The 25,032-nt window shown below is 65.3% G+C and carries 24 protein-coding genes and 2 tRNA genes; 6 read left to right on the top strand and 20 right to left on the bottom strand.

Annotation, left to right across the window (positions count from 1 at the left end; all coding sequences use genetic code 11):
- Positions 1 to 34: 34 nt before the first annotated feature.
- The 4 genes from ACTDI4_RS12390 to ACTDI4_RS12405 form a co-directional block, all read right to left on the bottom strand.
- Positions 35 to 3,514, bottom strand: coding sequence for an indolepyruvate ferredoxin oxidoreductase family protein (locus ACTDI4_RS12390; RefSeq protein ID WP_442841437.1), 3,480 nt, complete (start codon positions 3,512 to 3,514; stop codon positions 35 to 37).
- A gap of 224 nt (positions 3,515 to 3,738) precedes the next feature.
- A complete protein-coding gene (gene hdaA, locus ACTDI4_RS12395) occupies positions 3,739 to 4,440 on the bottom strand; it encodes a DnaA regulatory inactivator HdaA (protein ID WP_442841438.1) in 702 nt (233 codons plus the stop codon).
- Entirely contained in the window at positions 4,437 to 5,612 is a 1,176-nt protein-coding gene (locus tag ACTDI4_RS12400) for an AI-2E family transporter (RefSeq protein ID WP_442841439.1), read from the bottom strand. Before ACTDI4_RS12400 ends, hdaA begins: the two co-directional genes overlap by 4 nt.
- Positions 5,581 to 6,141, bottom strand: a complete 561-nt coding sequence (locus ACTDI4_RS12405) for a CDP-alcohol phosphatidyltransferase family protein (protein ID WP_442841440.1) — start codon at positions 6,139 to 6,141, stop codon at positions 5,581 to 5,583. Before ACTDI4_RS12405 ends, ACTDI4_RS12400 begins: the two co-directional genes overlap by 32 nt.
- A gap of 176 nt (positions 6,142 to 6,317) precedes the next feature.
- On the opposite strand from ACTDI4_RS12405, the gene purM reads away from it, so the two are divergent.
- From purM to ACTDI4_RS12420, 3 genes are read left to right on the top strand one after another with little or no spacing between them, the layout of a single operon-like run.
- Complete coding sequence (purM, locus tag ACTDI4_RS12410; protein WP_442841441.1) at positions 6,318 to 7,382, top strand: phosphoribosylformylglycinamidine cyclo-ligase; 1,065 nt, start codon at positions 6,318 to 6,320, stop codon at positions 7,380 to 7,382.
- Positions 7,379 to 8,095: a phosphoribosylglycinamide formyltransferase gene (gene purN, locus ACTDI4_RS12415; RefSeq protein ID WP_442841442.1), complete on the top strand. Its 717-nt coding sequence runs from the start codon at positions 7,379 to 7,381 to the stop codon at positions 8,093 to 8,095. Before purM ends, purN begins: the two co-directional genes overlap by 4 nt.
- A 12-nt stretch (positions 8,096 to 8,107) precedes the next feature.
- Positions 8,108 to 8,626 carry a SixA phosphatase family protein gene (locus ACTDI4_RS12420; protein ID WP_442841443.1) on the top strand — a complete coding sequence of 173 codons (519 nt, stop codon included), beginning with the start codon at positions 8,108 to 8,110 and terminating at the stop codon, positions 8,624 to 8,626.
- Positions 8,627 to 8,644: 18 nt separating this feature from the next.
- Here ACTDI4_RS12420 and ACTDI4_RS12425 read toward each other — a convergent pair whose 3' ends face one another.
- The 3 genes from ACTDI4_RS12425 to ACTDI4_RS12435 all read right to left on the bottom strand — a co-directional run bounded on the left by ACTDI4_RS12425 (position 8,645) and on the right by ACTDI4_RS12435 (position 13,266).
- On the bottom strand, positions 8,645 to 10,753 hold the full coding sequence (locus tag ACTDI4_RS12425; RefSeq protein WP_442841444.1) for a molybdopterin oxidoreductase family protein: 2,109 nt from the start codon (positions 10,751 to 10,753) through the stop codon (positions 8,645 to 8,647).
- 61 nt (positions 10,754 to 10,814) lie between these two features.
- Entirely contained in the window at positions 10,815 to 12,692 is a 1,878-nt protein-coding gene (locus ACTDI4_RS12430; RefSeq protein ID WP_442841445.1) for an ABC-F family ATP-binding cassette domain-containing protein, read from the bottom strand.
- 61 nt (positions 12,693 to 12,753) lie between these two features.
- Positions 12,754 to 13,266: a DinB family protein gene (locus ACTDI4_RS12435; RefSeq protein ID WP_442841446.1), complete on the bottom strand. Its 513-nt coding sequence runs from the start codon at positions 13,264 to 13,266 to the stop codon at positions 12,754 to 12,756.
- Positions 13,267 to 13,428: 162 nt separating this feature from the next.
- Here ACTDI4_RS12435 and ndk point away from each other — a divergent pair, with 162 nt between their 5' ends.
- The gene (gene ndk / locus ACTDI4_RS12440; RefSeq protein WP_442841447.1) at positions 13,429 to 13,851 is read left to right on the top strand and encodes a nucleoside-diphosphate kinase; all 423 of its coding nucleotides are present in this window, start codon (positions 13,429 to 13,431) and stop codon (positions 13,849 to 13,851) included.
- 78 nt (positions 13,852 to 13,929) lie between these two features.
- Here ndk and ACTDI4_RS12445 read toward each other — a convergent pair whose 3' ends face one another.
- The 6 genes from ACTDI4_RS12445 to ACTDI4_RS12470 all read right to left on the bottom strand — a co-directional run bounded on the left by ACTDI4_RS12445 (position 13,930) and on the right by ACTDI4_RS12470 (position 19,037).
- A complete protein-coding gene (locus ACTDI4_RS12445; protein ID WP_442841448.1) occupies positions 13,930 to 14,694 on the bottom strand; it encodes a YbaY family lipoprotein in 765 nt (254 codons plus the stop codon).
- A gap of 102 nt (positions 14,695 to 14,796) precedes the next feature.
- On the bottom strand, positions 14,797 to 15,279 hold the full coding sequence (locus tag ACTDI4_RS12450; protein WP_442841449.1) for a molybdenum cofactor biosynthesis protein MoaE: 483 nt from the start codon (positions 15,277 to 15,279) through the stop codon (positions 14,797 to 14,799).
- A 4-nt stretch (positions 15,280 to 15,283) separates the two neighbouring features.
- Positions 15,284 to 15,535: a molybdopterin converting factor subunit 1 gene (gene moaD / locus ACTDI4_RS12455; protein WP_442841450.1), complete on the bottom strand. Its 252-nt coding sequence runs from the start codon at positions 15,533 to 15,535 to the stop codon at positions 15,284 to 15,286.
- Positions 15,536 to 15,539: 4 nt separating this feature from the next.
- A complete protein-coding gene (pgsA, locus tag ACTDI4_RS12460) occupies positions 15,540 to 16,136 on the bottom strand; it encodes a CDP-diacylglycerol--glycerol-3-phosphate 3-phosphatidyltransferase (RefSeq protein WP_442841451.1) in 597 nt (198 codons plus the stop codon).
- 97 nt (positions 16,137 to 16,233) lie between these two features.
- Complete coding sequence (gene uvrC, locus ACTDI4_RS12465; protein WP_442841452.1) at positions 16,234 to 18,276, bottom strand: excinuclease ABC subunit UvrC; 2,043 nt, start codon at positions 18,274 to 18,276, stop codon at positions 16,234 to 16,236.
- Entirely contained in the window at positions 18,273 to 19,037 is a 765-nt protein-coding gene (locus ACTDI4_RS12470; protein WP_442841453.1) for an SDR family oxidoreductase, read from the bottom strand. Before ACTDI4_RS12470 ends, uvrC begins: the two co-directional genes overlap by 4 nt.
- Before the next feature lie 390 nt (positions 19,038 to 19,427).
- Between ACTDI4_RS12470 and ACTDI4_RS12475 the strand changes: the two genes are divergently transcribed.
- Positions 19,428 to 20,093, top strand: coding sequence for an outer membrane protein (locus tag ACTDI4_RS12475; protein ID WP_442841454.1), 666 nt, complete (start codon positions 19,428 to 19,430; stop codon positions 20,091 to 20,093).
- Positions 20,094 to 20,159: 66 nt separating this feature from the next.
- Here ACTDI4_RS12475 and ACTDI4_RS12480 read toward each other — a convergent pair whose 3' ends face one another.
- The 7 genes from ACTDI4_RS12480 to ACTDI4_RS12510 all read right to left on the bottom strand — a co-directional run bounded on the left by ACTDI4_RS12480 (position 20,160) and on the right by ACTDI4_RS12510 (position 24,612).
- On the bottom strand, positions 20,160 to 20,756 hold the full coding sequence (locus tag ACTDI4_RS12480) for a glutathione S-transferase family protein (RefSeq protein WP_442841455.1): 597 nt from the start codon (positions 20,754 to 20,756) through the stop codon (positions 20,160 to 20,162).
- A gap of 116 nt (positions 20,757 to 20,872) precedes the next feature.
- On the bottom strand, positions 20,873 to 21,571 hold the full coding sequence (locus ACTDI4_RS12485) for a ribonuclease T2 family protein (RefSeq protein WP_442841456.1): 699 nt from the start codon (positions 21,569 to 21,571) through the stop codon (positions 20,873 to 20,875).
- 7 nt (positions 21,572 to 21,578) lie between these two features.
- Positions 21,579 to 22,016, bottom strand: coding sequence for a hypothetical protein (locus tag ACTDI4_RS12490; RefSeq protein ID WP_442841457.1), 438 nt, complete (start codon positions 22,014 to 22,016; stop codon positions 21,579 to 21,581).
- Positions 22,017 to 22,115: 99 nt separating this feature from the next.
- The gene (locus tag ACTDI4_RS12495; RefSeq protein WP_442841458.1) at positions 22,116 to 22,319 is read right to left on the bottom strand and encodes a dodecin family protein; all 204 of its coding nucleotides are present in this window, start codon (positions 22,317 to 22,319) and stop codon (positions 22,116 to 22,118) included.
- A 77-nt stretch (positions 22,320 to 22,396) separates the two neighbouring features.
- On the bottom strand, positions 22,397 to 23,227 hold the full coding sequence (kdsA, locus tag ACTDI4_RS12500) for a 3-deoxy-8-phosphooctulonate synthase (protein ID WP_442841459.1): 831 nt from the start codon (positions 23,225 to 23,227) through the stop codon (positions 22,397 to 22,399).
- A complete protein-coding gene (locus tag ACTDI4_RS12505; protein WP_442841460.1) occupies positions 23,224 to 24,099 on the bottom strand; it encodes a VOC family protein in 876 nt (291 codons plus the stop codon). The genes kdsA and ACTDI4_RS12505 overlap by 4 nt, the downstream gene beginning before the upstream one ends.
- Positions 24,100 to 24,536: 437 nt before the next feature.
- A tRNA-Val gene (locus ACTDI4_RS12510) sits at positions 24,537 to 24,612 on the bottom strand.
- A gap of 217 nt (positions 24,613 to 24,829) precedes the next feature.
- Here ACTDI4_RS12510 and ACTDI4_RS12515 point away from each other — a divergent pair.
- Positions 24,830 to 24,906, top strand: a tRNA-Asp gene (locus ACTDI4_RS12515).
- The last annotated feature ends 126 nt before the right edge of the window (positions 24,907 to 25,032 follow it).

Consider the following 25,032-nt stretch of genomic DNA (forward strand, 5'->3'; position numbering starts at 1 on the left):
GATTTGCGCGCTTTGCAGTTGGCGCGCGCAGCTCCTATTCGGCCGCCACGCGAATCGGCTGAGGCTCGACGGCCTCGCCCAGTTCGCGCCACCTGGCACGCGCCTTTTCGATGCTGGCTTCCTTTACGTGGCCGTAGCCGCGGATTTCTTCCGGCACCTCGGCAATGGCCACGGCCGCTGCGTGGCCCTGCGCGGAAAGGGCCTCCAACGCGGCTTCGACATGCTGGCGATATTCACCGATCAGGGCCCGTTCGGTACGGCGCTCGGCGGTGTAGCTGAACGGGTCGAACGCTGTGCCGCGCAGGAACCTAAATTTCGCCAACGCGCCGAACGCCGTCATCATCCACGGTCCGAACGCCATCTTGGCCGGCTCTCCGGTGTTGGGGTCTCTCTTCGCCAGCAGCGGCGGCGCCAGATGGAAAGTCAGCCTGCCCTTGCCATCGAAGGTTTCGGCGATCTGCCGGCGGAACGTGCCGTCCGAATAGAGACGCGCCACCTCATATTCGTCCTTGTAGGCCATGAGCTTGAACAGATAGCGCGCCACGGCTTCCGAAAGCCTGCCTTCCTTTCCGGTGACCGCTTTTTCGCGGGCGCGCACCCGCTCGACGAGGGCTCGGTATTCACCGGCATAGCGGGCATTCTGGTAGCTGGTGAGGAACGCCGTGCGGCGGGAAACGATCTCGTCGAGCGACCGGGATTCGATGCGATGGCCGAGCGGCGAGCCGGCCTGCGGCCTGGGCAGCAGCGCCTCCACCGCAGCGCGATCCGCCGCGGCGAGCCTGCCAAGCCGGAATGCCGTGCGGTTCATTTCCACCGCGGCGCCGTTCAGTTCGATCGCGCGATCGATGCTGGCGGCCGAAACCGGGATCAGGCCCTGCTGCCACGCGTAGCCCACCATGAACAGGTTGGTGCCGATGGAATCGCCGAGCAGCCCGGTGGCAAGCTGCGTGGCGGGGACGACTTCGACCTGCTCCTTCCCGGCCACGTCCTTGACGATGCCGGATAGGCCAAGGCCCTGGATGCGGAAATTGGGGTCTCGCGTGAAGGCGCCGGTGATCGTCTCTTCGGAATTCAGCACAACCCGCGTGCGGCCATGCGCCATCACGCCCAGCGCTTCCTTTCCGGCGGCCACGACAAGATCGCAGCCGAGCACCAGATCGGCGGCATGCGAGGAGATGCGTACGGCGTGCAGATCCTGCGGCGTCGGCGCGAAGCGCAGGTGCGTCGTGACCGGCCCGCCCTTCTGGGCCATGCCGGCCATGTCGAGGGTGGAACAGCCCTTGCCTTCAAGATGGGCGGCCATCGCCAGAAGGGCGCCAATCGTGATGACGCCGGTGCCGCCAATGCCGGTGACCAGGACGTTCCACGGACGGTCGAGCTCGAGCGGCGCCGGCTCGGCGATCGGCCGGGCGGCGATGACCTTGGGATCGATGTTTTTCGGGCGACGCGGTTTCGCGCCCTCGACGGTGACGAAGGACGGACAAAAACCCTTCACGCAGGAAAGGTCCTCGTTGCAGGAGGACTGGTCGATGCGGCGCTTGCGGCCGAACTCGGTGTCGATGGGCGTCACCGACAGGCAGTTCGACTTCTTCGAGCAGTCGCCGCAACCTTCGCAGACCAGTTCGTTGATGATGACGCGGCGCTCCACGCGCGGCTTGGGGTCGCGCTTGCGCCGCCGCCGCTTTTCGGCGGCGCAGGTCTGGTCGTAGACGATGGCCGACACGCCTTCGACCTCGCGCAGTTCGCGCTGAACGGCGTCCAGTTCGTCGCGATGGTGGATCGAGACGTTGGCAGCGAAGGCTTCCTGCCCCGCATATTTGTCGGTGTCGTCCGAAACCACGGCGATGCGCTCGACGCCTTCGGCGCGGATCTGGTGCGTGATGCGCTGCGGATTGAGCGTGCCGTCATGGCGCTGGCCGCCGGTCATCGCCGTCGCATCGTTGAACAGCACCTTGTAGGTGATGTTCACCCTTGCAGCGACCGCGGCCCGGATCGCCAGCAGGCCGGAATGGAAATAGGTGCCGTCGCCGAGATTCTGGAACACATGGCGCGTCGGCACATAGGGCGACTGGCCGATCCAGTTCGCGCCCTCGCCGCCCATATGCGTATAGGTAGCGGTGTTGCGGTCCATCGCCTGCGACATCCAGTGGCAGCCGATGCCGGCAAGTGCGCGGCTGCCCTCGGGCACGCGCGTCGAGGTGTTGTGCGGGCAGCCCGAGCAGAAATAAGGCGTGCGCTGCACGGGCACGAGGGTGGCGAGCCTGGCGCCGTCGACGTCAGAAAGCCTGCCGATCCGCTCGACGAGTTCTCTGTCGTCGAGCCAGGGCAGGATGCGGGCGGCGATGGCGCGCGCGATCTGGACCGCATTCAGGTCGTCGTGGGCCGGCAGCACGATCCGGTTTTCGCCGTCGCGCTTGCCGTAGACGCATGGGCGGCGATCGGCAGGCATGTTGTAGAGGATATCCTTGACCTGCCCTTCCAGCAGCGGCCGCTTTTCCTCAACGATCAGCAGTTCCTCAAGCCCGGTCGAGAAGGCGATGATGCCCTCCGGCTCCAGCGGCCAGACCATGCCGACCTTGTAGATCGACAGGCCCAGTTCGATGGCCCTCTTTTCGGAAATGCCGAGTTCCTCCAGCGCCTGGCGCACGTCGAGATAGGATTTGCCGGTGGTGACGATGCCGAGCCTGCGGCGGGGACCGCCGAGCGCGACGCGGTCGAGACGGTTGGCGCGGGCGAAGGCGAGCGCTGCGGGCAGCTTGAGATTGTGGAGCCGCCGCTCCTGTTCCTGCGGGCTGTCGGGCCAGCGTATGCCGGGGCCGCCTGCGGGCATTTCGAAATCCGAGGGCGTCCTGAAGGCGACATGGTCGCCGCCCACGACGATGGAAGCAGAGGAGTCGACGGTCTCGGCGATCAGCTTCATCGCTGTCCAGCAGCCAGAATAGCGCGACAGCGCCCAGCCGTAGAGACCGTAGTCCAGGATTTCCTGGACGCCGGCCGGATTGAGAACCGGAATCATCGCATCCATCAGCGCATATTCGCTCTGGTGCGAGGTTGTCGACGATTTGCAGGTGTGATCGTCGCCGGCCAGCAGCAGCACGCCCCCGTAAGGCGCGGAGCCGGCGAGATTGCCGTGGCGGAAGGCGTCTCCGGAACGGTCGACGCCCGGCCCCTTGCCATACCACATGGCAAACACGCCCTGCTTGTTGGCCTTTTCCAAGAGGTTGATCTGCTGCGTGCCGAGCACGGCGGTGGCGGCGATGTCTTCGTTGAGGCCGGCCTGGAAGCGGATGTCGTTGGCCTCCGCAAACCGGCGCGCCTGACCGAACGCCTGATCGATGCCGCCGAGCGGAGAGCCGCGATAGCCGGTGACAAACCCTGCCGTATCGAGCCCCGCGGCTCGGTCGCGCCAGCGCTGGACCATGGGCAGACGCACCAGCGCCTGCGTTCCGGTCACGAAGATGCGCCCCTCTTCCAGCAGATATTTGTCGTCGAGCGAAACCGCTGGGGAAGCCATGGTGATCTCCTGCGCGCGGATATCCGGGTCAAAGCTCGAGCGAACGGCCTCTACCGGGCAGTCTTCATGTCAATCCATAACTGTATACACATATGAATTTTATCCTGCAAGCATAAGCAAAACAGGAAGTGCCGTTGCGACGTGGAAAAATCGCGCATCCTCGCCCGGCCGCGCCGGCGAAACCTTCGAGCGCAAGGAAAGAGGAAGGCAACCGCGGGGCGCGGCTACGGGTGAAGAGTGTCCTGCCCGTCGTCCAGGGCGCCGACGACGTCGGCGGCCAGCGAACGCGTGATGCGGCTTTTCTGCTCCAGTGCAGCCCTGTCGAGTTGCTGCACCACGCGCATGGCCGCTGCGAGGGAGCGCTCGATGCGCCGCACCAGATAGTGCACGACATGCGGCTCGACCTCGACCTGGCGGTCCGCGAACAGCTTGGTGACCACGCCCGCCAGCAACAGGTCGTCCGGCTCGTGGATCTCCACCGTGGCGGCCGCCTTCAGCCGCGAGGCGAGGTCAGGAAGAGTTACGCCCCATGCGGCGGGAAAGCGCCGCGCCGTGAGCAGCAGGTGCGACCCCTCTGCGCGGATCGCATTGATGAGATGGAACAGCCCTTGCTCATCGATCTCGTCGGCATCGACGTCATCGATCAGCACGGAGCGCGCTCCCAGCGCGGCCGCCTCTTCTCCGATACGACCGGGCGGAAGCTGTATCGCACCGGCGCTCTCACGCCAGATGGAGGCCAGGTGGCTCTTACCGCAGCCGCGCGGCCCTGCCAGCACGATCACCGGTGCAGGCCAGTCCGGCCAGCGGTCCACCAGCGCCACCGCCTCGGCGTTTGCCGCCGAGACCACCAGATCGTCGCGCGAATAGCCAGTGCCGTGCCCGAGATCGAGCGGAAGCTGGCGTGGCTTTTCCATCTGCCTGGTCATCCGCGTGTCCGGGCGGCCTTGGACCGCTGTGCCGTCGTCGGCGGCGGCTCGGTGGCCTCGCCCTGATAGAGCGGCGATTCGAGATAGCGCGAGATGGCGAAGCGTACCAGCACGGCGATGGCGGCAGCCGCCGGCACCGCGATCAGCAGGCCGACGAAGCCGAACAGCGCGCCGAAGGCAAACAGCGAGAACATCAGCCAGACGGGGTGCAGGCCGACGCTCTTGCCCACCAGCTTGGGCGACAGGATGTTGCCCTCGATGAACTGGCCGACGAAGAACACGCAGGCTACCACCACGATCATCACCCAGTCCGGCCAGAACTGGACGAAGGCGACCCCGACCGCCAGCACCAGCCCGGTCAGCGACCCGACATAGGGAATAAAGCTGATAAGGCCGGCGAACAGGCCGATCAGCACGCCGAAGTTCAGGCCGGTCAGCGTAAGGCCGATGGCATACATGGCGCCAAGCACCAGGCACAGCGTGCCCTGGCCGCGTACGAAGCCGGCGGTGGCGGTGTTGATGTCGGTGGCGATCTGGCGCACCGTCTGAACATGGTCGCGCGGCACCCAGCTATCCACCGTGGAGACCATGCGGTCCCAGTCCAGCAGCATGTAGAACGCCACCACGGGCGTCACCACGAACAGGCTGACCACCGATACCAGCGCCACGCCGGAGTTCCAGATCGACTGGAAGACGGTGGTCAGAAGGCCGAAGCCGGAGGTCAGGAGCGAATTCAGCCCCTCTTTCAGGCCGGCGGCATTGACGCCGAAGCGCTGCTCCAGCCATTGCGGATCGAAGCTCGTGATGAGGCCCTGCAGCCGCGTCAGATATTCCGGCAGTTTGCCCGCGAACTCGCTCATCTGCGAAGCCAGCACCGGGATCAGCACCACGAAAGCCAGCACCAGCGCTACGATGAATGCGATGAGGATCACCACCGTGGCCATGACGCGCGACAGGCCGAGACGCTCCAGCCGGTCCGCCACGGGATCGAGGAAATAGGCCAGCACCATGCCTGCCACGAAGGGCAGCAGGATGCCGCTGAACATGTAGAGGAAGAGCGCGAGCACGAGCGCGGCGCCCAGCCAGAATCCGGCATGGCGCCAGAAAGCGGCCGATGCCGCGGCCCTGGCGGGCGCTTCGTCAGGTGCTGCCGGGGGTACTGCCTTCGCCATAGCCGTTCATGTGCCTCAGCCAGGCCACGAGATAGGCTGCGGCCGAAGCCACGGTCAAGAGGCCGGACGTCAATATGAGGAGCGGCCGCAGGGGCCCGAGCGACAGTTCGAAGGCCAGTTCGCCCAGCACCATCGCCGCCAGGACGATCTGGACCGCCGTGTTTGCCTTCGATACCAGCAGCGGCCGCATCTCCACCGGCTGGCCCATGACGGTCGACAAGAGCACCGCGCAGACGATGAGCGCGTCGCGCGAGACCGCCGCAATGACCAGCCACAGCGGCAACTGGCCGATAATGCCCAGAACGACGAACACGCAGACCAGAAGCAACTTGTCCGCCATCGGGTCGAGATAGGCGCCGAGCCGTGAGCGCTGGTTGAAATTGCGGGCGATGAAGCCGTCCATGGCGTCGGATACGCCGGCGGCGATGAATCCGGTGAAGGCCCAGCCCCAGCGCGCCTCGAGCATTGCCAGCACCACCCCCGGCACCAGCAGGAATCGCAGGATCGTGATCACGTTGGGGATCGTCACAAAATACCCCGCAGGTTGTATGGTCCGATCGACAGGCCTGATAGGTGGGCGACCCCGCGGCGAACCGCAATAGATCGGCCCCGATCTTTTGCCCCGCCGGGACAAGCACCGGATGCATGCTGCTTGCGGGGCGGGGCCGTTCGTGGCAAGAGCCCGGGAAAAGCAGGGAAATGGCGATGAGCGAGCAGAAGAACGGGCTCACCTATGCCGATGCGGGCGTCGACATCGACGCCGGCAATCTGATGGTGGAGAAGATCAAGCCGCTGGTGCGCGCCACGCGGCGGCCTGGCGCCGATGGCGAGATCGGCGGTTTCGGCGGTGTGTTCGATCTCAAGGCGGCGGGGTTTTCCGATCCCGTCCTGGTGGCCGCCAATGATGGCGTCGGCACCAAGCTGAAGATCGCCATAGAGGCCGGCAAGCACGACACCATCGGCATCGACCTCGTCGCCATGTGCGTCAACGACCTCGTCGTGCAGGGGGCCGAACCCTTGTTCTTTCTGGATTATTTCGCCACCGGCAAGCTCGATCCCGAGCAAGGGGTGGCCATCGTCAGCGGTATTGCGGCGGGCTGCAAGCAGGCGGGCTGCGCGCTGATCGGCGGCGAGACGGCCGAGATGCCGGGCATGTACAGCGACAAGGACTACGACCTCGCCGGCTTTGCCGTGGGTGCCGCCGAGCGCGGCCAGCTCCTGCCTACCGACGACATCGTCGAGGGCGACGTGTTGCTGGGGCTTGCCTCCTCGGGCGTGCATTCCAACGGCTTTTCGCTGGTGCGCCGCATCGTCGCGAAAAGCGGGTTGGCCTGGGACGCGCCCGCACCTTTCGCCGCCGATGCGACGCTGGCCGAGGCCATGCTGGAACCCACCCGCATCTATGTGAAATCCGTGCTGCGGGCGATCCGCAACACGCACGGCATCAAGGCGCTGGCCCATATCACCGGCGGCGGCTTCCCCGACAACATCCCGCGCGTGCTGCCGAAGGACTTTTCCGCCGAACTCGACCTCGACGCCATCGAGGTGCCGCCCGTCTTTTCATGGCTCGCCAAGACCGGCGGCGTTGCGGCGGAAGAGATGATGCGCACCTTCAACTGTGGCATCGGCATGGTGGTGGCGGTCGCATCGGGCCAGGCCGCACAGGTGGCGGCCGTGCTCCAGGAAGCCGGTGAGACGGTGACGACCATCGGCCGGATCGTGCCGCGGCGCGACGTCGGCGTCATCTACCGGGGATCGATCGGCCTATGAGCACCTTGACAAAGAAACGCGTCGCGATCCTGATTTCCGGGCGCGGCTCCAACATGAGCGCCCTGCTGGCCGCGGCGGCCGATCCGGACTATCCGGCCGAGATCGTAGGCGTCGTGTCCGACAAGGCCGACGCTGCCGGGCTCGGCATCGCCGCCGCGCGCGGCGTGCCGGCGCAGGCGATCGCCCGTGCGGACCATGCAAGCAAGGACGCCCATGATGCCGCCATCGACGCGGCGCTGACGAAGCTCGACGCCGAGATCGTGGCATTGGCCGGCTACATGCGCCTGCTGACGGCGCCCTTCGTGGAGAAGTGGCAAGGCCGCATGATCAATATCCACCCTGCCCTGCTGCCCTCCTTAAAAGGGCTGGACACGCACCGCCGCGCACTGGAAGCCGGTATGCGCGTGCACGGCTGCACGGTTCACTTCGTCACGCCGGAAATGGACGACGGCCCCATCATCGCGCAGGCGGCGGTGCCGGTGATGCTTGGCGACGACGAAGATGCGCTCGCCGCGCGCGTGCTGAAGGCCGAGCACCGGCTATATCCCAAGGCGCTCCGGCTGGTGGCGGAGGGGAAGGTTCGCATGCAAGGCGGCCGGGCGGTATTCTCCGGCCTGGCGGAAGACCCTGCCGGCGAGGCCAGTTCGCTCTTCTCGCCCGGCGCGCTGCGCGACGCCGTCGATCTCGAAGCGCTGGCACGCTTCACGCCTTGAGCTTCGATTGCGATGCGCCGCCTGCTTCTGCTGCGCCACGCCAAGTCGAGCTGGGACGACCCGACCCTGGCGGATTTCGATCGACCGCTGGCCACGCGCGGTATGAAGGCGGCGCGGCTGATGGGCGCGGAAATGGCGCGGCGCGGCTGGATTGCCGATCTCGCACTGGTTTCTACATCGGTCCGCACGCGCCAGACATGGGAACTGGTGGCCGCGCAATGGCCCGCTCCGCCGTGCGAGGCACGCTTCACCGACACGATCTATGAAGCGCATCCGCGCGACTTGCTGGCCGAAATCCGCAAGACCGGGGACGGAGTGCGCCGCCTGCTGGTGGTCGGCCATAATCCGGGGCTGGAAATGCTCACCCGGGAGATTGCTGGGCCCGATTCCGATCCCGCCGCCATGCAGCGGCTCGCCGCCAAATTCCCGACCGCGGCACTTGCGGGCCTGGAAGTGGAAGGCGCCTGGTGCAATCTCGGCGAGCGCTCCGCCAGGCTGACGGATTTCCTGCGGCCGCGCGATCTCGATTGAAGAGACAGCCGACCCGGCTCACGTCGCCGGCCGCACCCACACCTTGCTGTCATGCACGGCAGCACCTCCATAAGGCGCCGGTGCATCGGAGCCGGTCAGCACGTTGATGCCCTCGCCGCGCTCATGCGCGCTGTTCGGCCACACGCCTTCCGCGATGACGACCCCCCTCCGGACGCCGGCAAACAGCGTGGCATGCAGCACCACCTCGCCGCGCGTGTTGCCGATCTCGACCCGGTCGCTGTCCACGATGGAAAGCGCCGCGGCATCTTCGGGGTGGATCAGCAGTTGCGGCCGGCCTTCCTTGGACTTGGAAACCGGCGTCTCGGAGAAGGAGGAGTTGAGGAAATTGCGCGCCGGCGAAGTCGCCAGCCGGAAGGGATGTTCCGCATCGGCCACCTCGATCAGGTCGATATGATCGGGGAACTGCGGCAGGCGATCATAAGGCCCGAACACGCCCATGCTGGCCGGCGGTTTGTTGGGCGCGGCCTGGCCGGTCCAATCCGGACGGAAACGGAATTTCTTGTCCTTGTGCCCGAAGCCGTTGAGGAAATGCGCTTCCTCGAATGCCGGCTGAAGATCGGCCCAGCGCTCTTGGCGGAACGTGTCGAAGTTGCCCAGCCCCTTCTTGCCCAGCATGATGTCGATGTGCTGCCGCTCGGTGAGCCCGAAACCCGGCATGTCCGCCACGCCGAGGCGCTTGGCGAGTTCCTCGATGACGAAGTGGTTGGTGCGCGGGCCTTCCGGCGGATCGATCAGCTTCGGCCCCAGCGTGACGTGCTGGTTGCCGCCGCCCTTGTAGATGTCGTCATGCTCGAGGAACATCGTCGCCGGCAGCACCACGTCGGCCAGCTTGGCCGTATCGGTCATGAACTGCTCGTGGACGCAGGTGAAAAGGTCCTCGCGCAGGAAGCCCTGCTTCACCAGCCGCTGCTCGGGGGCGACATTGGCCGGGTTGGTGTTCTGGATCAGCATGGCCGTCACCGGCGGCCCGCCATAGAGCGCATCTTCGCGGCCGACCAGCACCGGGCCGATGCGCGAATGATCGAGGTAACGGATCTTCGGGTCGCGCAGCCGCGTGCCCTCCAGCACATCGGTGTTGAACTTCAGCACGCCGGAGTTGGAGTGGAAGGCGCCGCCACCCTCGTACTGCCAGCAGCCGGTGACGGCGGCGACCGAAAGCGCCGCATGCATGTTGACCGAGCCGTTGCGCTGGCGCGAAAAGCCGTAGCCGAGCCGGAAGAAGGTTTTTTTCGTCGTGCCGATCAACCGCGCGAAGGCCTCGATCTCCTCCACCGAAAGTCCGGTGATGGCGGCGGCCCATTGCGGCGTACGGGTGGCAAGGTGCGCTTCCAGTCCCTTGGGGTCGTCCGTGTATTTTTCGAGGTAGGCCCGGTCGGCATGGCCGTCGCGGAACAGCACATGCATGACAGCGCAGGCCAGCGCACCATCGGTGCCGGGCTTCAGCACCAGCCCCATGTCGGCCTGCTTGACGGTGGCGTTCTCATAGATGTCGATGGCGACGATCTTGGCCCCGCGCTCCTTGCGGGCGCGGATGGCGTGCGTCATCACGTTGACCTGGGTGACCACGGCATTGGTGCCCCAGATCACCACGCAGTCCGATTTGGCCATCTCGCGCGGGTCGACGCCGCGCAGCGCGCCCGTGCCCATCATCCAGCCGGTCCAGGCCAGATTGGTGCAGATGGAACCGAAGAAGCCGGAATATTTCTTGGAGTGCCGGAGCCGCTCGATACCGTCACGCTGCACCAGGCCCATCGTGCCGGCGTAGAAATAGGGCCATACCGTCTCGGACCCGTATTTTTCCTCGGCTGCTTCGAATTTCTCGGCGACGAGGTCGAGCGCGGCTTCCCAGCTTGCCTCCTTCCATTGCCCGTCGCCCTTGGCGCCGGCGCGCACCAGCGGCTTCAGCAGTCGGTCTGGGTGGTGGACGCGGTCGGCGTAGCGCGCGACCTTGGCGCAGACCACGCCGGCCGTATAGCTGTTGGCTTTCGCCCCGTGGATTCGGCCGATGCGATCCGGTCCCAGAAGCTCGACATCGAGCGCGCAGGTGGACGGACAGTCGTGCGGGCAGGCGGAATGCCCGATACGAAGCTTGGCGTGCTGGTTCATGCCGTTTCTTAGCGCGCCGCGAAGCCGGCGCATAGTGCCAGGCAGCACGCCTCGGCCCGGCCTATTCGGCGACGCCTTCCTCATATTCGGTCGACATTTCCAGCCATCTCTCCTCATGGCCGTTCAATTGCGCCGAAAGCTCGGAGCGTTCCTTGGCCAGCCGCGTCGCCTTGATCGGGTCCTTCTCGTAGAGCACGGGATTGCCGAGTTCGTCCTCGATCAGGTCGATGCGCTTGCGAAGCCGGTCCATCAGCCCTTCAGTGGCGCGGATCTGCTTGGCCAGCGGTTCGAACGCCGCGCGGCGCTGGGCCGCCTCGCGGCGGCGATCGGCCTTGGAAGCCTTTTCCGCCTCGCGCTTCTCGCGCCGGTCGCCCGAAACGCCCGTCACCAAAGTCTTGTAGTCGTCCAGATCGCCATCATAGGCCCTGACCGTGCCGTCCTTGACCAGCCAGAGCCGGTCGGCTGTCGCCTCCAGCAGGTGGCGGTCATGCGATATGAGGATGACCGCGCCCGGAAAATCGTTGAGCGCATAGACCAGCGCCTCGCGCGAATCGATGTCGAGGTGGTTGGTCGGCTCGTCGAGGATGAACAGGTTCGGCCCGTCGAAGGCCGCCAAGCCCATCAGGAGCCTCGCCTTCTCGCCGCCGGACAGATCTTTGGCCGGCGTGTTCATCTTTTCGGTCGAAAGGCCGAACTGCGCGACCCGTGCCCGCACTTTCGCTTCCGGCGCATCCGGCATCAGTCGCCGCACATGCTCGTAGGCGTTTTCCTCCGGTCGCAGGTCGTCCATCTGGTGCTGGGCGAAGATCGCCACCTTCAGGCCGGGGGCGACCGTCATCGTGCCCGCCTCCGCCTTCAGCCGGCCCGCCAGCAGTTTGGCGAAGGTTGACTTGCCGTTGCCGTTGGCGCCGAGCAGCGCGATGCGGTCGTCATTGTCGATGCGCAGGTCGAGCTTCCTGAGGATCGGCCTGTCTGCTTCGTAGCCGACATTGACGCCGTTCAGGGCAACGATCGGCGAGGCGACCGTCTTCACCGGTTCGGGAAAGGAAAACGGCCGGACCGTATCGTCCACCAGGGCGGCGATCGGCTTCATCTTCTCCAGCGCCTTGATGCGCGACTGCGCCTGCCTGGCCTTGGACGCCTTGGCGCGGAACCGGTCGACGAAGGACTGCAGGTGCTTGCGCTGCACCTCCTGCTTGACGCGGCTCTTTTCCTGCAATTCGCGCTGTTCGGCCAATTGCCGCTCGAACTGGTCGTAGCCGCCGCGCCAGAAGGTCAGCTTCTTCTGGTCGAGATGGACAATCGAATTGACCGCCCGGTTGAGCAGGTCGCGGTCGTGCGAGATCAGCAGCACGGTGTGCGGATATTTCGCGACGTAGTTCTCCAGCCACAGCGTGCCTTCAAGGTCGAGATAGTTGGTCGGCTCGTCCAGGAGCAGCAGGTCGGGCTCGGAAAACAGCACCGCGGCGAGCGCCACGCGCATGCGCCAGCCGCCTGAGAAGGACGAGGCAGGCCGCTTCTGCGCCTCCTCGTCGAAGCCGAGACCGGCCAGTATGGTGGCCGCGCGCGCCTCGGCGGAGTGCGCGTCGATATCGGCCAGCCGGATGTGGATCTCGGCGATGCGGTGCGGGTCCGTCGCCGTCTTCTCCTCCTCCAGCAGCGCCGCGCGCTCCTTGTCGGCCTTGAGCACGATTTCGATCAGCGGCTCCTCGGTGCCCGGCGCCTCCTGCGCCACCTGGCCGATGCGCGTGCTCTTGGGCAACGAGACGGAGCCCGTCTCGGCCGAGAGGTCGCCGGTGATGGCGCGGAACAGCGTCGTCTTGCCGGTACCGTTGCGCCCGACGAGCCCCGCCTTGGTGCCCGCAGGCAGGGTCAGCGAGGCATGGTCGAGGAGCAGGCGTCCGGCGATGCGCAGAGAAAGGTCGTTGATGATCAGCATGGCGGCGCGTTTTGGCCTGCCCGCGAGGCAATGGCAAGGGGCGGCGAGGACTCCGCCTCGATCACGCGAATGCCCTGCCTTCCTCCGTGCGCTGGAAATAGATCAGATCCAGCGGCACGGAAGGACGTCCAAGCACGGTCAGGATCATGTGCGCCTGGCCGCGATGGTGGGTCTGGTGGTTGAAGAAATGGTCGAGCGCCGGCGACAGCCGCTGCGAAATGGTGCGCATGTCTGTCACTGTCAGATATGTGAAACGGCCGGCGAAGTCCTCGGGAGCAAGGTTTTCCACCCAGTCCACGATGCGCTTGTCCTCGGCCTCGCGGGCGACGCGCAGCGCCGGCAGGCCCTTGTGCATGATCGCGTCCAGTTGGGCAGGGGCATCGCCCTCCCCGGTGAAACGCTTCATCCAGATGCGGTCGGCGGCCAGCATGTGATTGAGCGTGCCCATCATGGAGCCGAAGAAGGCGCCGACGTCGCGGTTGAACTCCTCGTCCAGCAGGTCCGAAGCGGCATCGTAGATGCGGCCGTTGGCCCATCGGTTATAGGCAGCAAACATCATGAAATGCCGCTTCATCCGCATTCTCCCGCCTCATCGATCGTCCAGCTCTACCGTCCGGAGCCGGCAACGCCAATCCCCTTTGGCGAGTGCCCGCCGACGGCGTCCTCTTGGCAACGCGCCGGGTGGCCTGTATAGAGCCCGCCACACGACAATCCCCATATCTCAAAAGGACGACCCATGGCGCTCGAACGCACCTTTTCCATGATCAAACCGGATGCCACCCGCCGCAACCTGACCGGCGCCATCACCAAGATGCTGGAAGATGCCGGCCTGCGCGTCGTGGCCTCGCGCCGCGTATGGATGAGCCGCCGCGAAGCCGAGGGCTTCTATGCCGTTCACAAGGAACGCCCCTTCTTCGGCGAACTGGTCGAATCCATGTCGTCCGGCCCCACCATCGTGCAGGTGCTGGAAGGCGAGAACGCCATCGCCAAGAACCGCGAAGTGATGGGCGCCACCAACCCGGCCCAGGCCGCCGACGGCACCATCCGCAAGGTGCATGCCCTGTCGATCGGCGAGAATTCGGTGCACGGTTCGGACGCGCCCGAGACCGCCGCCCAGGAAATCAGGTACTGGTTCTCGGACACCGAGATCGTCGGCTAAGGCACCGATTTATATACTGGCTATAAGCCATTGCAGATATTTGAGAGCCGGGGCGCAATCCCCGGCTTTTTCATTGTGTCACTTGTCCTTTGCGAACCGCGCCAGGTCGCGCCCCTTCGCATCGTCGAGATGAAGCTTGCCCTGCTCGAAGCGGAATGAAGCAGCCTTGCGCAGCGCTTCGAACAATTTGCGCTCCTGATCCATCATCGCCGGCGCGCAGGCCATCATGGTGGCGCCGACGCCGGTGAAGGAAACGCTGCTTCCCTCGATCTTCGCCGAAGCGAAATACCGGTTGCAGGCGCCCAGCCCGCTGGCGCGCCCGCTCCTTTCGATGCGAAGCGTCGAGCGGGCGGTGTCGATCACGCCGCGTCCGGCAATGTCTTCCGCCAGCCACGTCGTATCGAAGATGCGCGGCGGCGGGCCGGCCGCCTGCGAGACCCGGGTCAGCATCAGCGTGGCGCGATCGGTGCGCAGCGGGTCGATCTGGTGGCGGGTGTCGGTGACGAACCAGAGCCTGCCGTCCACGGTTATGCGCGCCTGCAAGGCATAAGACGCATGCGGCCGGACGGCGGAGGGGTCGAATTTCAGCTTGAAGCGGATCGGCACTTGGCCGGCGGGCCTGATCTTCTGCTCCGCGACGATCGTTGCCGGCGCATCGGCCCGCGACACATCGGCGAGCTGCACCTCCAGCACGGCATCCGGCGGCAGAGCGATGCGTTCGCGGTAGGTGGCCTCGCCCTTCACTGTGCGTTGCGCGGCCAGCGCGAAGTCGGGCGTGGCAAGCATGCCCACGACCAGCGGCGCGAAGCCGAAGATGAAGAATTCGGCAATTCTGTCCAACATGCGACGCCCCTCCCGAAAGGTTCTCAATTGGCCGCAGGAATGCGGACAAACCGTGGCCGGACAAAGGATTGTTCGAGACGATTCCTTAAGCGGAATTAAGGATCAGCGCGACCGCTCGCGCCAGCGGGCAGCGGCCTCGTCGTCAGCCTCCTTCGCCGCCACCCAGCCGCCCTGGGAGCCGTCGGCGGCATGTTCCTTCTTCCAGAAGGGCGCGCGCGACTTCAGGTAGTCCATCAGGAAGTTGGCAGCCTCGAACGCTGCCTGCCGGTGGCTGGAGGCGCAGACCACAAGCACGATGTTCTGGCCGGGCTCGATCTTCCCGTAGCGATGGATGGCGGTGAGCCCCTGGAGCGGCCAGCGCGCCACCGCTTCGGCGGCGATGCGGGAAATCTCGGCCTCGGCCATGCCCGGATAGTGCTCCAGCTCCAGGGCGGCGAGTTGCCCGCCTTCGTCGCGGCACAGGCCGGTGAAGGTGACGACGGCGCCGATGTCGGTACGGCCGGCCGCCAGCGCGGCGATCTCGGCCGCAATGTCGAAGTCGCCGGCCTGGACGCGCACCACTGTCGGAACAGGCGCCGGGGTCATGGCGTCAGCCTCCGGTCATGGGCGGGAACAGGGCTACCTCGCGCGCTCCTTCGAGACGCTGGCCGTGCTCGACATGCTCGTGGTCGATGGCAACCCGGATCACCTCGGGAAATTGCAGCGCCAGCTCGTAGCCGTCGCCGCGCGCCTTCAGCCAGCGCAGCAGGTCGGCCACCGTGTCGACGCCTGCCGGAAGCTCGACATCTTCCTGCGACTTGCCGATCCGTTCCCTTACCCAGGCGAAATAGATCAGCCTCATGATCCTACTCGTCCACGATATGCTTCAGCCCGGCCCGGAAATAATCGTAGCCGGTATAAAGCGTCACGATCGCCGCGACCCACAGCAGCACCAGTCCCACCTGCGTCGTCAACGGGAAGATCTTGTCACCCGCCGGACCCGCAAGCAGGAAGGCTATGGCGATCATCTGGATCGTCGTCTTCCATTTTGCAAGCTGGGTGACGGGAACCGACACCTTGAGGGCGGCCAGGTATTCACGCAGCCCCGACACCAGGATCTCGCGGCACAGGATGATGATCGCCGCCCACAACGACCAGCCGGCGATTCCGCCGCGATGGTCGGTGTCGGCCGCCAGAAGCAGCAGACAGGTCGCGACCAGAAGCTTGTCGGCGATGGGGTCCAGCATCCTGCCAATGTTGGAGGTCTGCTGCCAGGCACGCGCCAGATAGCCGTCGAAATAGTCGGTGATGCTGGCCAGCACGAAGATGGCGAGCGCCGACCAGCGCGCGAAGTCGCTGGATTTCAGATGGCCTTCGAGGAAAAAGCACAGCACCACCAGCGGCACCGCGACGATACGGGCGTAGGTGAGTATGTTAGGCAGGTTGAAAGCTCGTTTCGACATGGCTCGCCGACTCAGGTTTGACATATCTCAAACCAGAACCGGCCATGGGGGGCAACAAAAGAAAACCGACTGGCCGGCGCCAGCGGCCCCTGCGCCGTCATTTCTCGTGAAAATGATCGTAGACCAGCGTGGCGATCGATTCGGAAATGCCGTCGACGGTCATCAGATCCTCCACCGCCGCCCGACTGACCGCCTTGGCCGTACCGAAATGCAGAAGCAGCGCGCGCTTGCGCGCCGGCCCGATTCCGGCGATCTCGTCGAGCGGGCTCCTGACCATTTCCTTCCTGCGGCGGGCGCGGTGCGATCCGATGGCGAAGCGGTGCGCCTCGTCGCGCAGCCGCTGGACGAAATATAGGACCGGGTCGCGTACCGGCAGCGTGAAGGAGTCCCGGCCCCGCACGAAGAAGCGCTCGCGTCCCGCGTCCCGGTCCTGGCCTTTTGCCACGCCGATCGCCGCCACCCGATCCTCGATGCCGAGTTCGACCAGGATCTTCCGCACCGCCGTCATCTGCCCCTGCCCGCCGTCGATCAGGATCACGTCCGGCCACGCCGGAAAACCGTTCGACATGTCGTCGTCCGGCGCGTCATGCGGGGCCTCTCCGTTGCCGTGTTCCTTCACCAGGCGCGAGAAGCGCCGCTCCATCACCTCGCGCATCATCCCGAAATCGTCGCCGGGCGTGATGTCGGTCGAGCGGATGTTGAACTTGCGGTACTGGTTCTTCACGAAGCCTTCCGGCCCGGCCACGATCATGGCGCCGACCGCGTTGGTGCCCATGATGTGGGAATTGTCGTAGACTTCGATGCGCACCGGCGCCTTCTCCAGCCCGAAGGTCTCGCCGAATCCCGACAGCAGCCGCGCCTGGGTGGAGGTCTCGGCCAGCCTGCGGCCGAGCGCTTCGCGCGCATTCTGCGACGCGTGGTCGGTGAGGTCCTTCTTCTCGCCGCGCTGCGGCACCGAGATCGTCACCCGGCGGCCGGCCCGGGTCGACAGCGCCTCGGCCAGGAGTTCCTGCTCTTCCACGCCATGCGACAGCAGGATGGCGCGCGGTGCTGGCTTGTCATCATAGAATTGCGCCAGGAACGAGCCCAGAACCTCCGCTGCCTCCAGCGCCGGGTCCGCCTTCGGGAAGTAGGCGCGGTTGCCCCAGTTCTGGCCCGTGCGGAAGAAGAACACCTGGATGCAGACCTGCCCGCCTTCCTGATGGATGGCGAAGACGTCCGCCTCCTCCAGCGACTGGGGGTTGATGCCCTGATGGCTCTGCACATGGCTCAACGCGGCCAGCCGGTCGCGCAGGATGGCGGCGCGCTCGAAATCCAGTTCCTCCGCGGCCTGCTGCATGGCCGACGAGATTTCCGTCTTCACTTTCTGGCTGCGCCCCGACAGGAAGTCCTTCGCCTCCGCCACCAGCGCGGCATAGTCGTGATGGGAAATCTCACCGGTGCAAGGTGCAGAGCAGCGTTTGATCTGGAACAGCAGGCACGGACGCGTGCGGTTCTCATAGAAGGAATCCGTGCAACTGCGGAGCAGGAACGCGCGCTGCAGCGCATTGATCGTGCGGTCCACCGCCTGTGCGGAGGCGAAGGGGCCGAAATAGTCGCCCTTGCGCGAGCGTGCGCCGCGATGCTTGTAGATTCCGGGAGAGGGATGGTCGCCCGTCAAAAGGATGTAGGGAAAGGACTTGTCGTCGCGCAAAAGCACGTTGAAGCGCGGCCGCAAGCGCTTGATGAGGTTGGCCTCGAGCAGCAACGCCTCGATTTCGGTACGGGTGACGACGAATTCCATCGTCGCCGTTTCGCGCACCATGCGGCCGATGCGGTTGGTGTGGAAACGCCCTTGCGCATACTGGGTAACGCGCTTCTTGAGGCTGCGCGCCTTGCCGACATAGAGCACATCGCCGGCCGCATTCATCATGCGATAGACGCCCGGCCGGTTCGGCAGGCGCTTGACCACGGCCTGGATGACCTCGGCCCCCGCCCTGTCCTCGCCCTCTTCCGCCGCCCAGTCGAGCGCAGTGAAGGCAATATCGGGGCCGGACGGCACGGCGATCTCGTCCGCGCCCTCCTCGTCGAGGTCGACGTCGGGCAGGTCGTCGCCTGCGGGCAGGCCGCGCGTCCTGCGTCTGGAATCCGTGGAATTCATTCCGCCATGCCTGTCACATCCGGCGTCTGCCACGCAAGATGCTGTCCGCCGTCGAGCGCGATCATCTGGCCCGTCACCGACCTTGCCTGCCACAGATAGCGGATGGTGGCGCCGAATTCCGACAGTTCCGGGCCGCGCCGCAGCACCAGCCCGTCCAACTGCGCCTGGAAATCGGCGTCGTCCTGGCGCGCGTTCTTCAGCGTCGGTCCGGGGCCGATGGCATTGACCCGGATTCGCGGCGCCAGCGCCATTGCCATGGTCTGCGTGGCCGCCCAGAGCGCCGATTTGGACAGCGTGTAGGAAAAGTAGTGAGGGGTGGGCTTCCATACGCGCTGGTCGATGATGTTGACGACCAGCCCATCGGCACCGGCAGGCAGCGCCAAAGCAAAGGCCCGCACCAGCACGGCCGGCGCCTTCACGTGGATGGCGAAGTGCCGGTCCCAGGCGGCCTCGTCGAAATCGAGTATCGAATCGTCGTCGAACACGGAGGCGTTGTTGACCAGCAGCGAGATCGGCCCCAATTCGGCCTCCGCCGCGGCCACCAACGCACCCGCAGCCTCCATGTCGGTGAGGTCCGCAGTGACCACGGCGGCGCGACCGCCGGCGCCGGCGATACGCGCGGCCAGTTCGTCCGCTTCGCTGCGGGAGGCATTGGCGTGGATCGCAACGGCAAAGCCGTGCGCAGCCAGATCCTCCACGATCGCGCTGCCGATTCGCCTCGCTCCCCCGGTCACCAGCGCCGTCCCGGCGGCTTCAATCATTGCTTGTCCTCTTTTCGCGCAGGAGCGATTTTGGCAGCCCCTGGTAAAGTCCTGTTCTTTCCTGCGGCAGCATTGTGGCGAAACGGCCAGATTGCCGGCCTGATCCAGGGTCGGCCGGTTCGCCGCCACCTCAATATAGGGCGGGACAACCCCTTGCACCAAGCCGGTTTCAGCGTTAAGGAAAGCCATCTCCTGACATGTTTGTTGCAAATCGGCAACGCCATCCTTCCGCCGTATTTGCGTCGGGAAAAGACCTCAATTCAGGTTCGGTTCAGCCGCATTTCCTCACCAGATTCCGGAACCGATGAGCGGCGAGCCCGTTTTCTCCCAGGCGGGGTCCGGTCGTTCATGATGAGCAAGCCAGTTTCTGTGGCTCAAGGAGAGTAGAACATGCACGCCAATCTCAAATTCGCTCGGCCGGCCGCAGCCGCTATCGGGCTTGTCGCACTGCTCGGCACCGTCCCCGCCTTTGCCGCGGATGTGGTTCAGGAAGAGCCGCCGGCACCCGCCCCGATCGCCGAGCTTCCCGTGGCTTCGTGGGCCGGCCCCTATGCCGGTATCAATCTCGGCTACGGTTTCGCCGGCCGCACCAAGGTCCGTGATTTCGACACCAGCATCCACACCGATGGATTTATTGGCAGCGGTTTCGTCGGTTACAACTGGCAGCAGGAAAACTTCGTCTACGGCGTCGAAGGTGAACTCGGCTACAACGGCAACCGTGGCACCGACAACGACTTCAGGTCGAAATCGGGCCTCGAGGGCTCCATCCGCGCCCGTCTCGGCTACACTGTGAGCCCTGACATCCTGCTCTACGGCACCATCGGTGGCGCTGCAGAGAAGCTGAAGGTCCAGGACCAGCTTTTCGACATCAGCCAGAGCAAGGGCATGTTCGGCTGGACGGCCGGCGCCGGCGCAGACATCAAGTTCACCGACAACGTGTTCGGCCGCGTCGAGTACCGCTATACCGACTACGGCTCGAAGAACTTCGATGCCATCGGCAGCCGCATCAAGGACTCCGACAACCGCATCACCTTCGGCGTCGGCATGAAGTTCTGATCGCGGCAACAAGCCAACACGAAAAAGCCGGGCCCTGCGCCCGGCTTTTTTGCATCATGCCTGCGTTTACGAAGGCAGGCAGGCTTTCAGTTCCGGGAATTTCTCGTCGAAGCGCGCCGCCCAGCGTACCAGACGGCTGCGGCCCTTCTCCCATTTTCCGGCAAAGCGCAGGGCCAGATAGCCGAGCGTGGCGCGCAGTGCGATCTGGCCGGCCGTGATCTTCTTCGGCAGCTTCGGCGGATTGGCGTTGAGAAGATCGAGCGCACGCGTGACCTTTCCCCACTGCTTGTCCATCCACGGCTGCGAAATCATCTCCTCGGGCCGGTAGCGCTTCTCGTAGACGATCAGCAGCGCACTGTCGCAGATGCCGTCGGCCAGCGCCTCCAGAACCTCGGCCTCGGTGCGCTTGTCCGCATTGCGCGGAAACAACGCGTTCTTGGAAACGCGGTTGAGATGCTGGGTGATGGCCCGGCTGTCGAAAATGGAGCCGCCGTCGTCGAAGACGAGCGCGGGAATCTTCCCCAGCGGATTGGCGGCCAGAAGTTCGGCCGGCGATTCGTCAGTCTTGACCGGCACCGGCTCCAGCGCGATGCCGGCATAGGCGGCGGCCATGCGGACCTTGGCGCTGTAGGGCGAGGCGGAGGCGTAAAGCAGTTTGGACATGGTCGATTCCTGTTCGAGGGCCAGACCTCTTTACCGCGCGGGCGCGGGAAGGCAACGGCCACGAACAGCAAACCGGAAAGACCGGCAATGGAAGCGTTGCCGGCCGTGGCGACGAATTAACCGCCGCGAACCGGCGGCATCACCACCCTGGGCTGGCGGCAAGCCTGCCGGTCGACTTGCGGACAGGCGCGGAAGCCGAGATCGCGTGTCATGCAGATACGCACCTCGCGCAGGTAGCGCCGGTCGCAGGTGACTGCCACGGCATCGGGCCGCAGCCCGGGATTGGTACGCAAGAAGGCGTCTTCCACTTCCTGCGGCGCAACCATGCGATATCCGTCGAGGCGGCGGTATTCGTCCGGGATCGCCACCTTTTGACGTGCGGCGCGCAGCATGCGGAAATAGTCCGTCTGGCTGAGCCCCGTACAGGTGCCGTGCTTTTGCCATTCATGGCGCACCAGTCCCGGGGACGGCATGATGTCCAGAAGCGACCGCGTCAGGGCGCCCGGCACCCTGGCAGTGCCCGCCGCGCAGTCGCTGGGATAGCCGCGCTCGAATTGCGGCCAGAGGCCATGCACCACGAAGGCGTAGGGGCGTCCCGCCTCGCATTGCTGGCGGTTGGCGTCGGCGCCCTCCGCCGCGCAATAGCTCGGCGACCATGACAACGACAGCACATAGAAATCGAAGTCCTTGGCGGATGAGGTTCCTGCCTTCCACCCGTTGCGCCCGCCCGCGAGCGCGTCCTGCGCGCAAAAGGCAAGCACCACGCACATGCACAGGGCAAGTGCCGGCGCAAGCCTGCGGCCTTTCCGGCTCATGACGGCATCAGCGCAGGATACGGCAGCCGCCGTCATAGACCATCCAGCGATCGAAGCCGGCCACGCAGAACTCGACATTGTCGCCGATCGAGGCAAAGCCCTGACCTTCTTCGATCAGGTACCAGATGGTCCGGTCATGGCCATTGGAGAGCGCCACCCTGGCATGGCAATAGCGCCGGCCGATCGGCCATTCCTCGCTGGCCGGCTGATAGCGGCTTTCCCGAATGCCGCGGAAATCGACAATGTCGACCTGGGGCAGGTTCGGCACATGGCGGACCTGATGGCGAAAGCGGTGGGTGATCTTGTTCAACACCCACGATTCAGCACAGACGCCGGAATCCTGCCAATAGGTGCCGGAAAGGTCCGCCGCCTGAACCGCAGGGGCGGCGAAAGAAATGTTGAGGCCGGTGACGGCCGCGAGAAAGAACTTGGCGAAGCGAGTCATATCGACCTCATCTGTAACGATGCAGTGTGAGGTTTCGCGAAGGCCCGGTCAAGCGGCTGGACCCGGTGTCCGTAGCATGCCGGGAAGGCGGTGCAGACGTCAGTCGGTGAGAATGAACGTGACCTTCATATTGACGCGGTAGGCAATGATCCTGCCGTTCTCGACGACCACCTTCTGCTCCTGGATCCAGGCGCCTTCGACGTTCTTCAAGGTCTTGGAAGCCCGATCGATGCCCTTCTGGATGGCATCCTCGAAGCTGGTCGGCGAAGACGCGGTGATCTCGGTGACACGTGCGACTGACATGGCCTGCTCCTGTCGATGAGTGACTTTCGCCAGGACAGCGTACAGTCCCCGCCTAACCACCACAAGCGCCGGGAGACTCAAGCTTTCGCGATGCGGTCGAAGCTCATCAGCCTTTCCAGAAGAGCCGGCATGTCCTTCAGCGGCACCATGTTTGGGCCGTCGGAGGGGGCATTGTCCGGGTCCTGATGGGTTTCGATGAACACACCGGCCACGCCGACGGCCACTGCCGCGCGCGCCAGCGTCTCCACGAAACGCCGCTCGCCCCCGGAGGAGCCGCCCTGCCCGCCCGGCTGCTGCACCGAATGGGTGGCGTCGAAGATCACCGGAGCGCCGATCTCGGCCATGATCGGCAGCGCGCGCATGTCGGACACGAGCGTATTGTAGCCGAACGAAGCTCCGCGCTCCGTCACCAGCACGTTGGGGTTGCCTGAGCCGGTAACCTTGGCAACCACGTTCTTCATGTCCCAGGGCGCCAGGAACTGACCCTTCTTGATGTTGACGATCTTGCCGGTCTTCGCAGCCGCAATCAGAAGATCGGTCTGGCGGGAAAGAAAGGCCGGAATTTGCAGGACATCGACATGCGGAGCGACGAGCGCACATTGCTCCTCGGTATGAACGTCGGTCAGCACCGGCAGGCCGAACTCACGGCGCAGATCGTCGAACACGGGCAGCGCCGCGTCGATCCCGGCGCCGCGTGTCCCCGACAGCGAGGTGCGGTTGGCCTTGTCGTAGCTGGTCTTGTAGACGAGGCCGATGCCGAGCGTTCGCGCCATTTCCTTCAGCCTGCCCGCCATGTCGAAGGCGTGCTGGCGCGATTCGAGCTGGCACGGACCGGCGATCAGCGCGAGCGGCGCGCTGTTATCAAAGACGACCCGGCCAGCCGCGACGGACGCATTGGGCTTGTTCATGCTTGCTCCTCAAAGACGAAGGGAACGCCCTGGCCGTACGCCGGCGGAACGATGAGCCTGTCATCCTGCAAATGGTGAACGACGCCGTTTTTCGCAAGCAGCCCAGCCATGGAACCCAACGCCGCGACCCGCAAGACGACCGCGGCGAAGCGCAGGGCCGAGGGCGCGCCAGCATCAATGCCGAAGCGCGCGGCGAAGGCCGCCGGCTGGAGAACGCTGATCTCCGCATTCGGCAATGCTACTCGCCCGCCCGCGACGGCAGCCGCCGGTGCGGCCGCCGCCACGGCCAGCAGTGCAAGGCGAGAGCGGGGGTCGTCGGCGGTGGCCACGACTTCCGCGATGGCCGTCGCACCGTTTTCATGCGCCTGCAAGGCGGCGCGGTCGACCTTCGGCACGTTGATGCGCTGGCAGGCGAAGACGAAGGCGTCTGGCGTGTCGTGCCCCGAGGCGAAGGCCAGGCTGAACGATGCCCGATCGCTGCGGCCGGCGGCGTCGATGAACGGGCGCGAGAAGTCGAGCCGGTCGCCGGCCGAAATGCCGGCATCGACGTAGCGGGCATGGTCGGCGTCGGCGTCGTCAGTGCCGAACACCACGGCCGAAAAGCCCTCCTCGCCTAGACGCTGGCGGTAGGTCCGATCGCGCGCGACGAACACGTTGCCGGCGCGCACCGCCGCGTCGGCAGCGGCCAGATCGCCCACCGCCAATGGTTCGATGAAGGTGCCGTCGGCGAGATAGACGCAGCAATTGCGCGTGCCGAAAGGATGCTCGCCATTCGGCGCGACGGTAAAGCCGAGCGCGGACAGGCGCGCGCGCGCCGCGTCTAGATCGGCGACCGGCAGGACGAGGTGGTCGAGCGGATGGGCGGAATTCATGGTCTCGGCGGTGTGCCCTATTCCCCGGCCCCGTGCAAGGGCGCGGGAATGCCGTCGGTTCCGCAAGGATGGCGAATCCCGGCCGCAAAGGCGGCACCGGTGCTGACGCCCCCAAAGCGCCGGCTCGACAAGGTTTATTTGTTCCGGCGCAACGTGGCCCGATCCCGAACCAGCTAGTCAATCGCAAAACGCACAGCGCAGATTTGGGGAGAAAACCATGCAGTATATGGTTTATGCGGGCACCTTCGCCGTCGCCCTCGTGGCCATCCTGTCATTCCTGGGCTTCAGGTAAGCAGGTTTGCCGGCGTCGCCCGAGGCGCTGGTGGCCTGTGCAAAGCAAGGGCCGCCGGCGGCGTTTGCGTTGCGGGCAGCGTCAGTTGGAAAGAAGCGCCGACCAGAACCACGTATCTTGTCCGAACGTCCGGGCGGGAAATGAATGGTGGGCGATGACGGACTCGAACCGCCGACATCTTCGGTGTAAACGAAGCGCTCTACCAACTGAGCTAATCGCCCGCCTGGCCGGACCTTTAAGGGGTTCAAAACGGCTTCGCAAGGTCAAATGACCGCGCTGCGCCGCCTTTGCCGGCAACCCTTTGACGCCCCATCCTCCGCAGCGCAAAAAAACCTTTGCAGCTTTTCAATTATGCCGTCGCGGGCCGCTTGACACCCTGCGGCGAACCCCTTATCCAGCGCCCATCGACGCACACGACTGACACGTGTTCGTCGCAGCGCGGGTGTAGCTCAGTCGGTTAGAGTGCCGGCCTGTCACGCCGGAGGTCGCGGGTTCGAGCCCCGTCACTCGCGCCATTTCTTCCAAAGAATCGTTATGTCCGAATCGGGCCTCAGCGGCAGGATCGAGCAGGCTCCAGTCACGGTCTTTATCGTGGGCCGGCTCCATCTGGTTTACGCGCAACCAGCGACAGGAGCCTGTGC

Origin of the sequence: Mesorhizobium sp. PUT5 (assembly GCF_052216645.1) — a bacterium.
Lineage (GTDB): Bacteria > Pseudomonadota > Alphaproteobacteria > Rhizobiales > Rhizobiaceae > Mesorhizobium.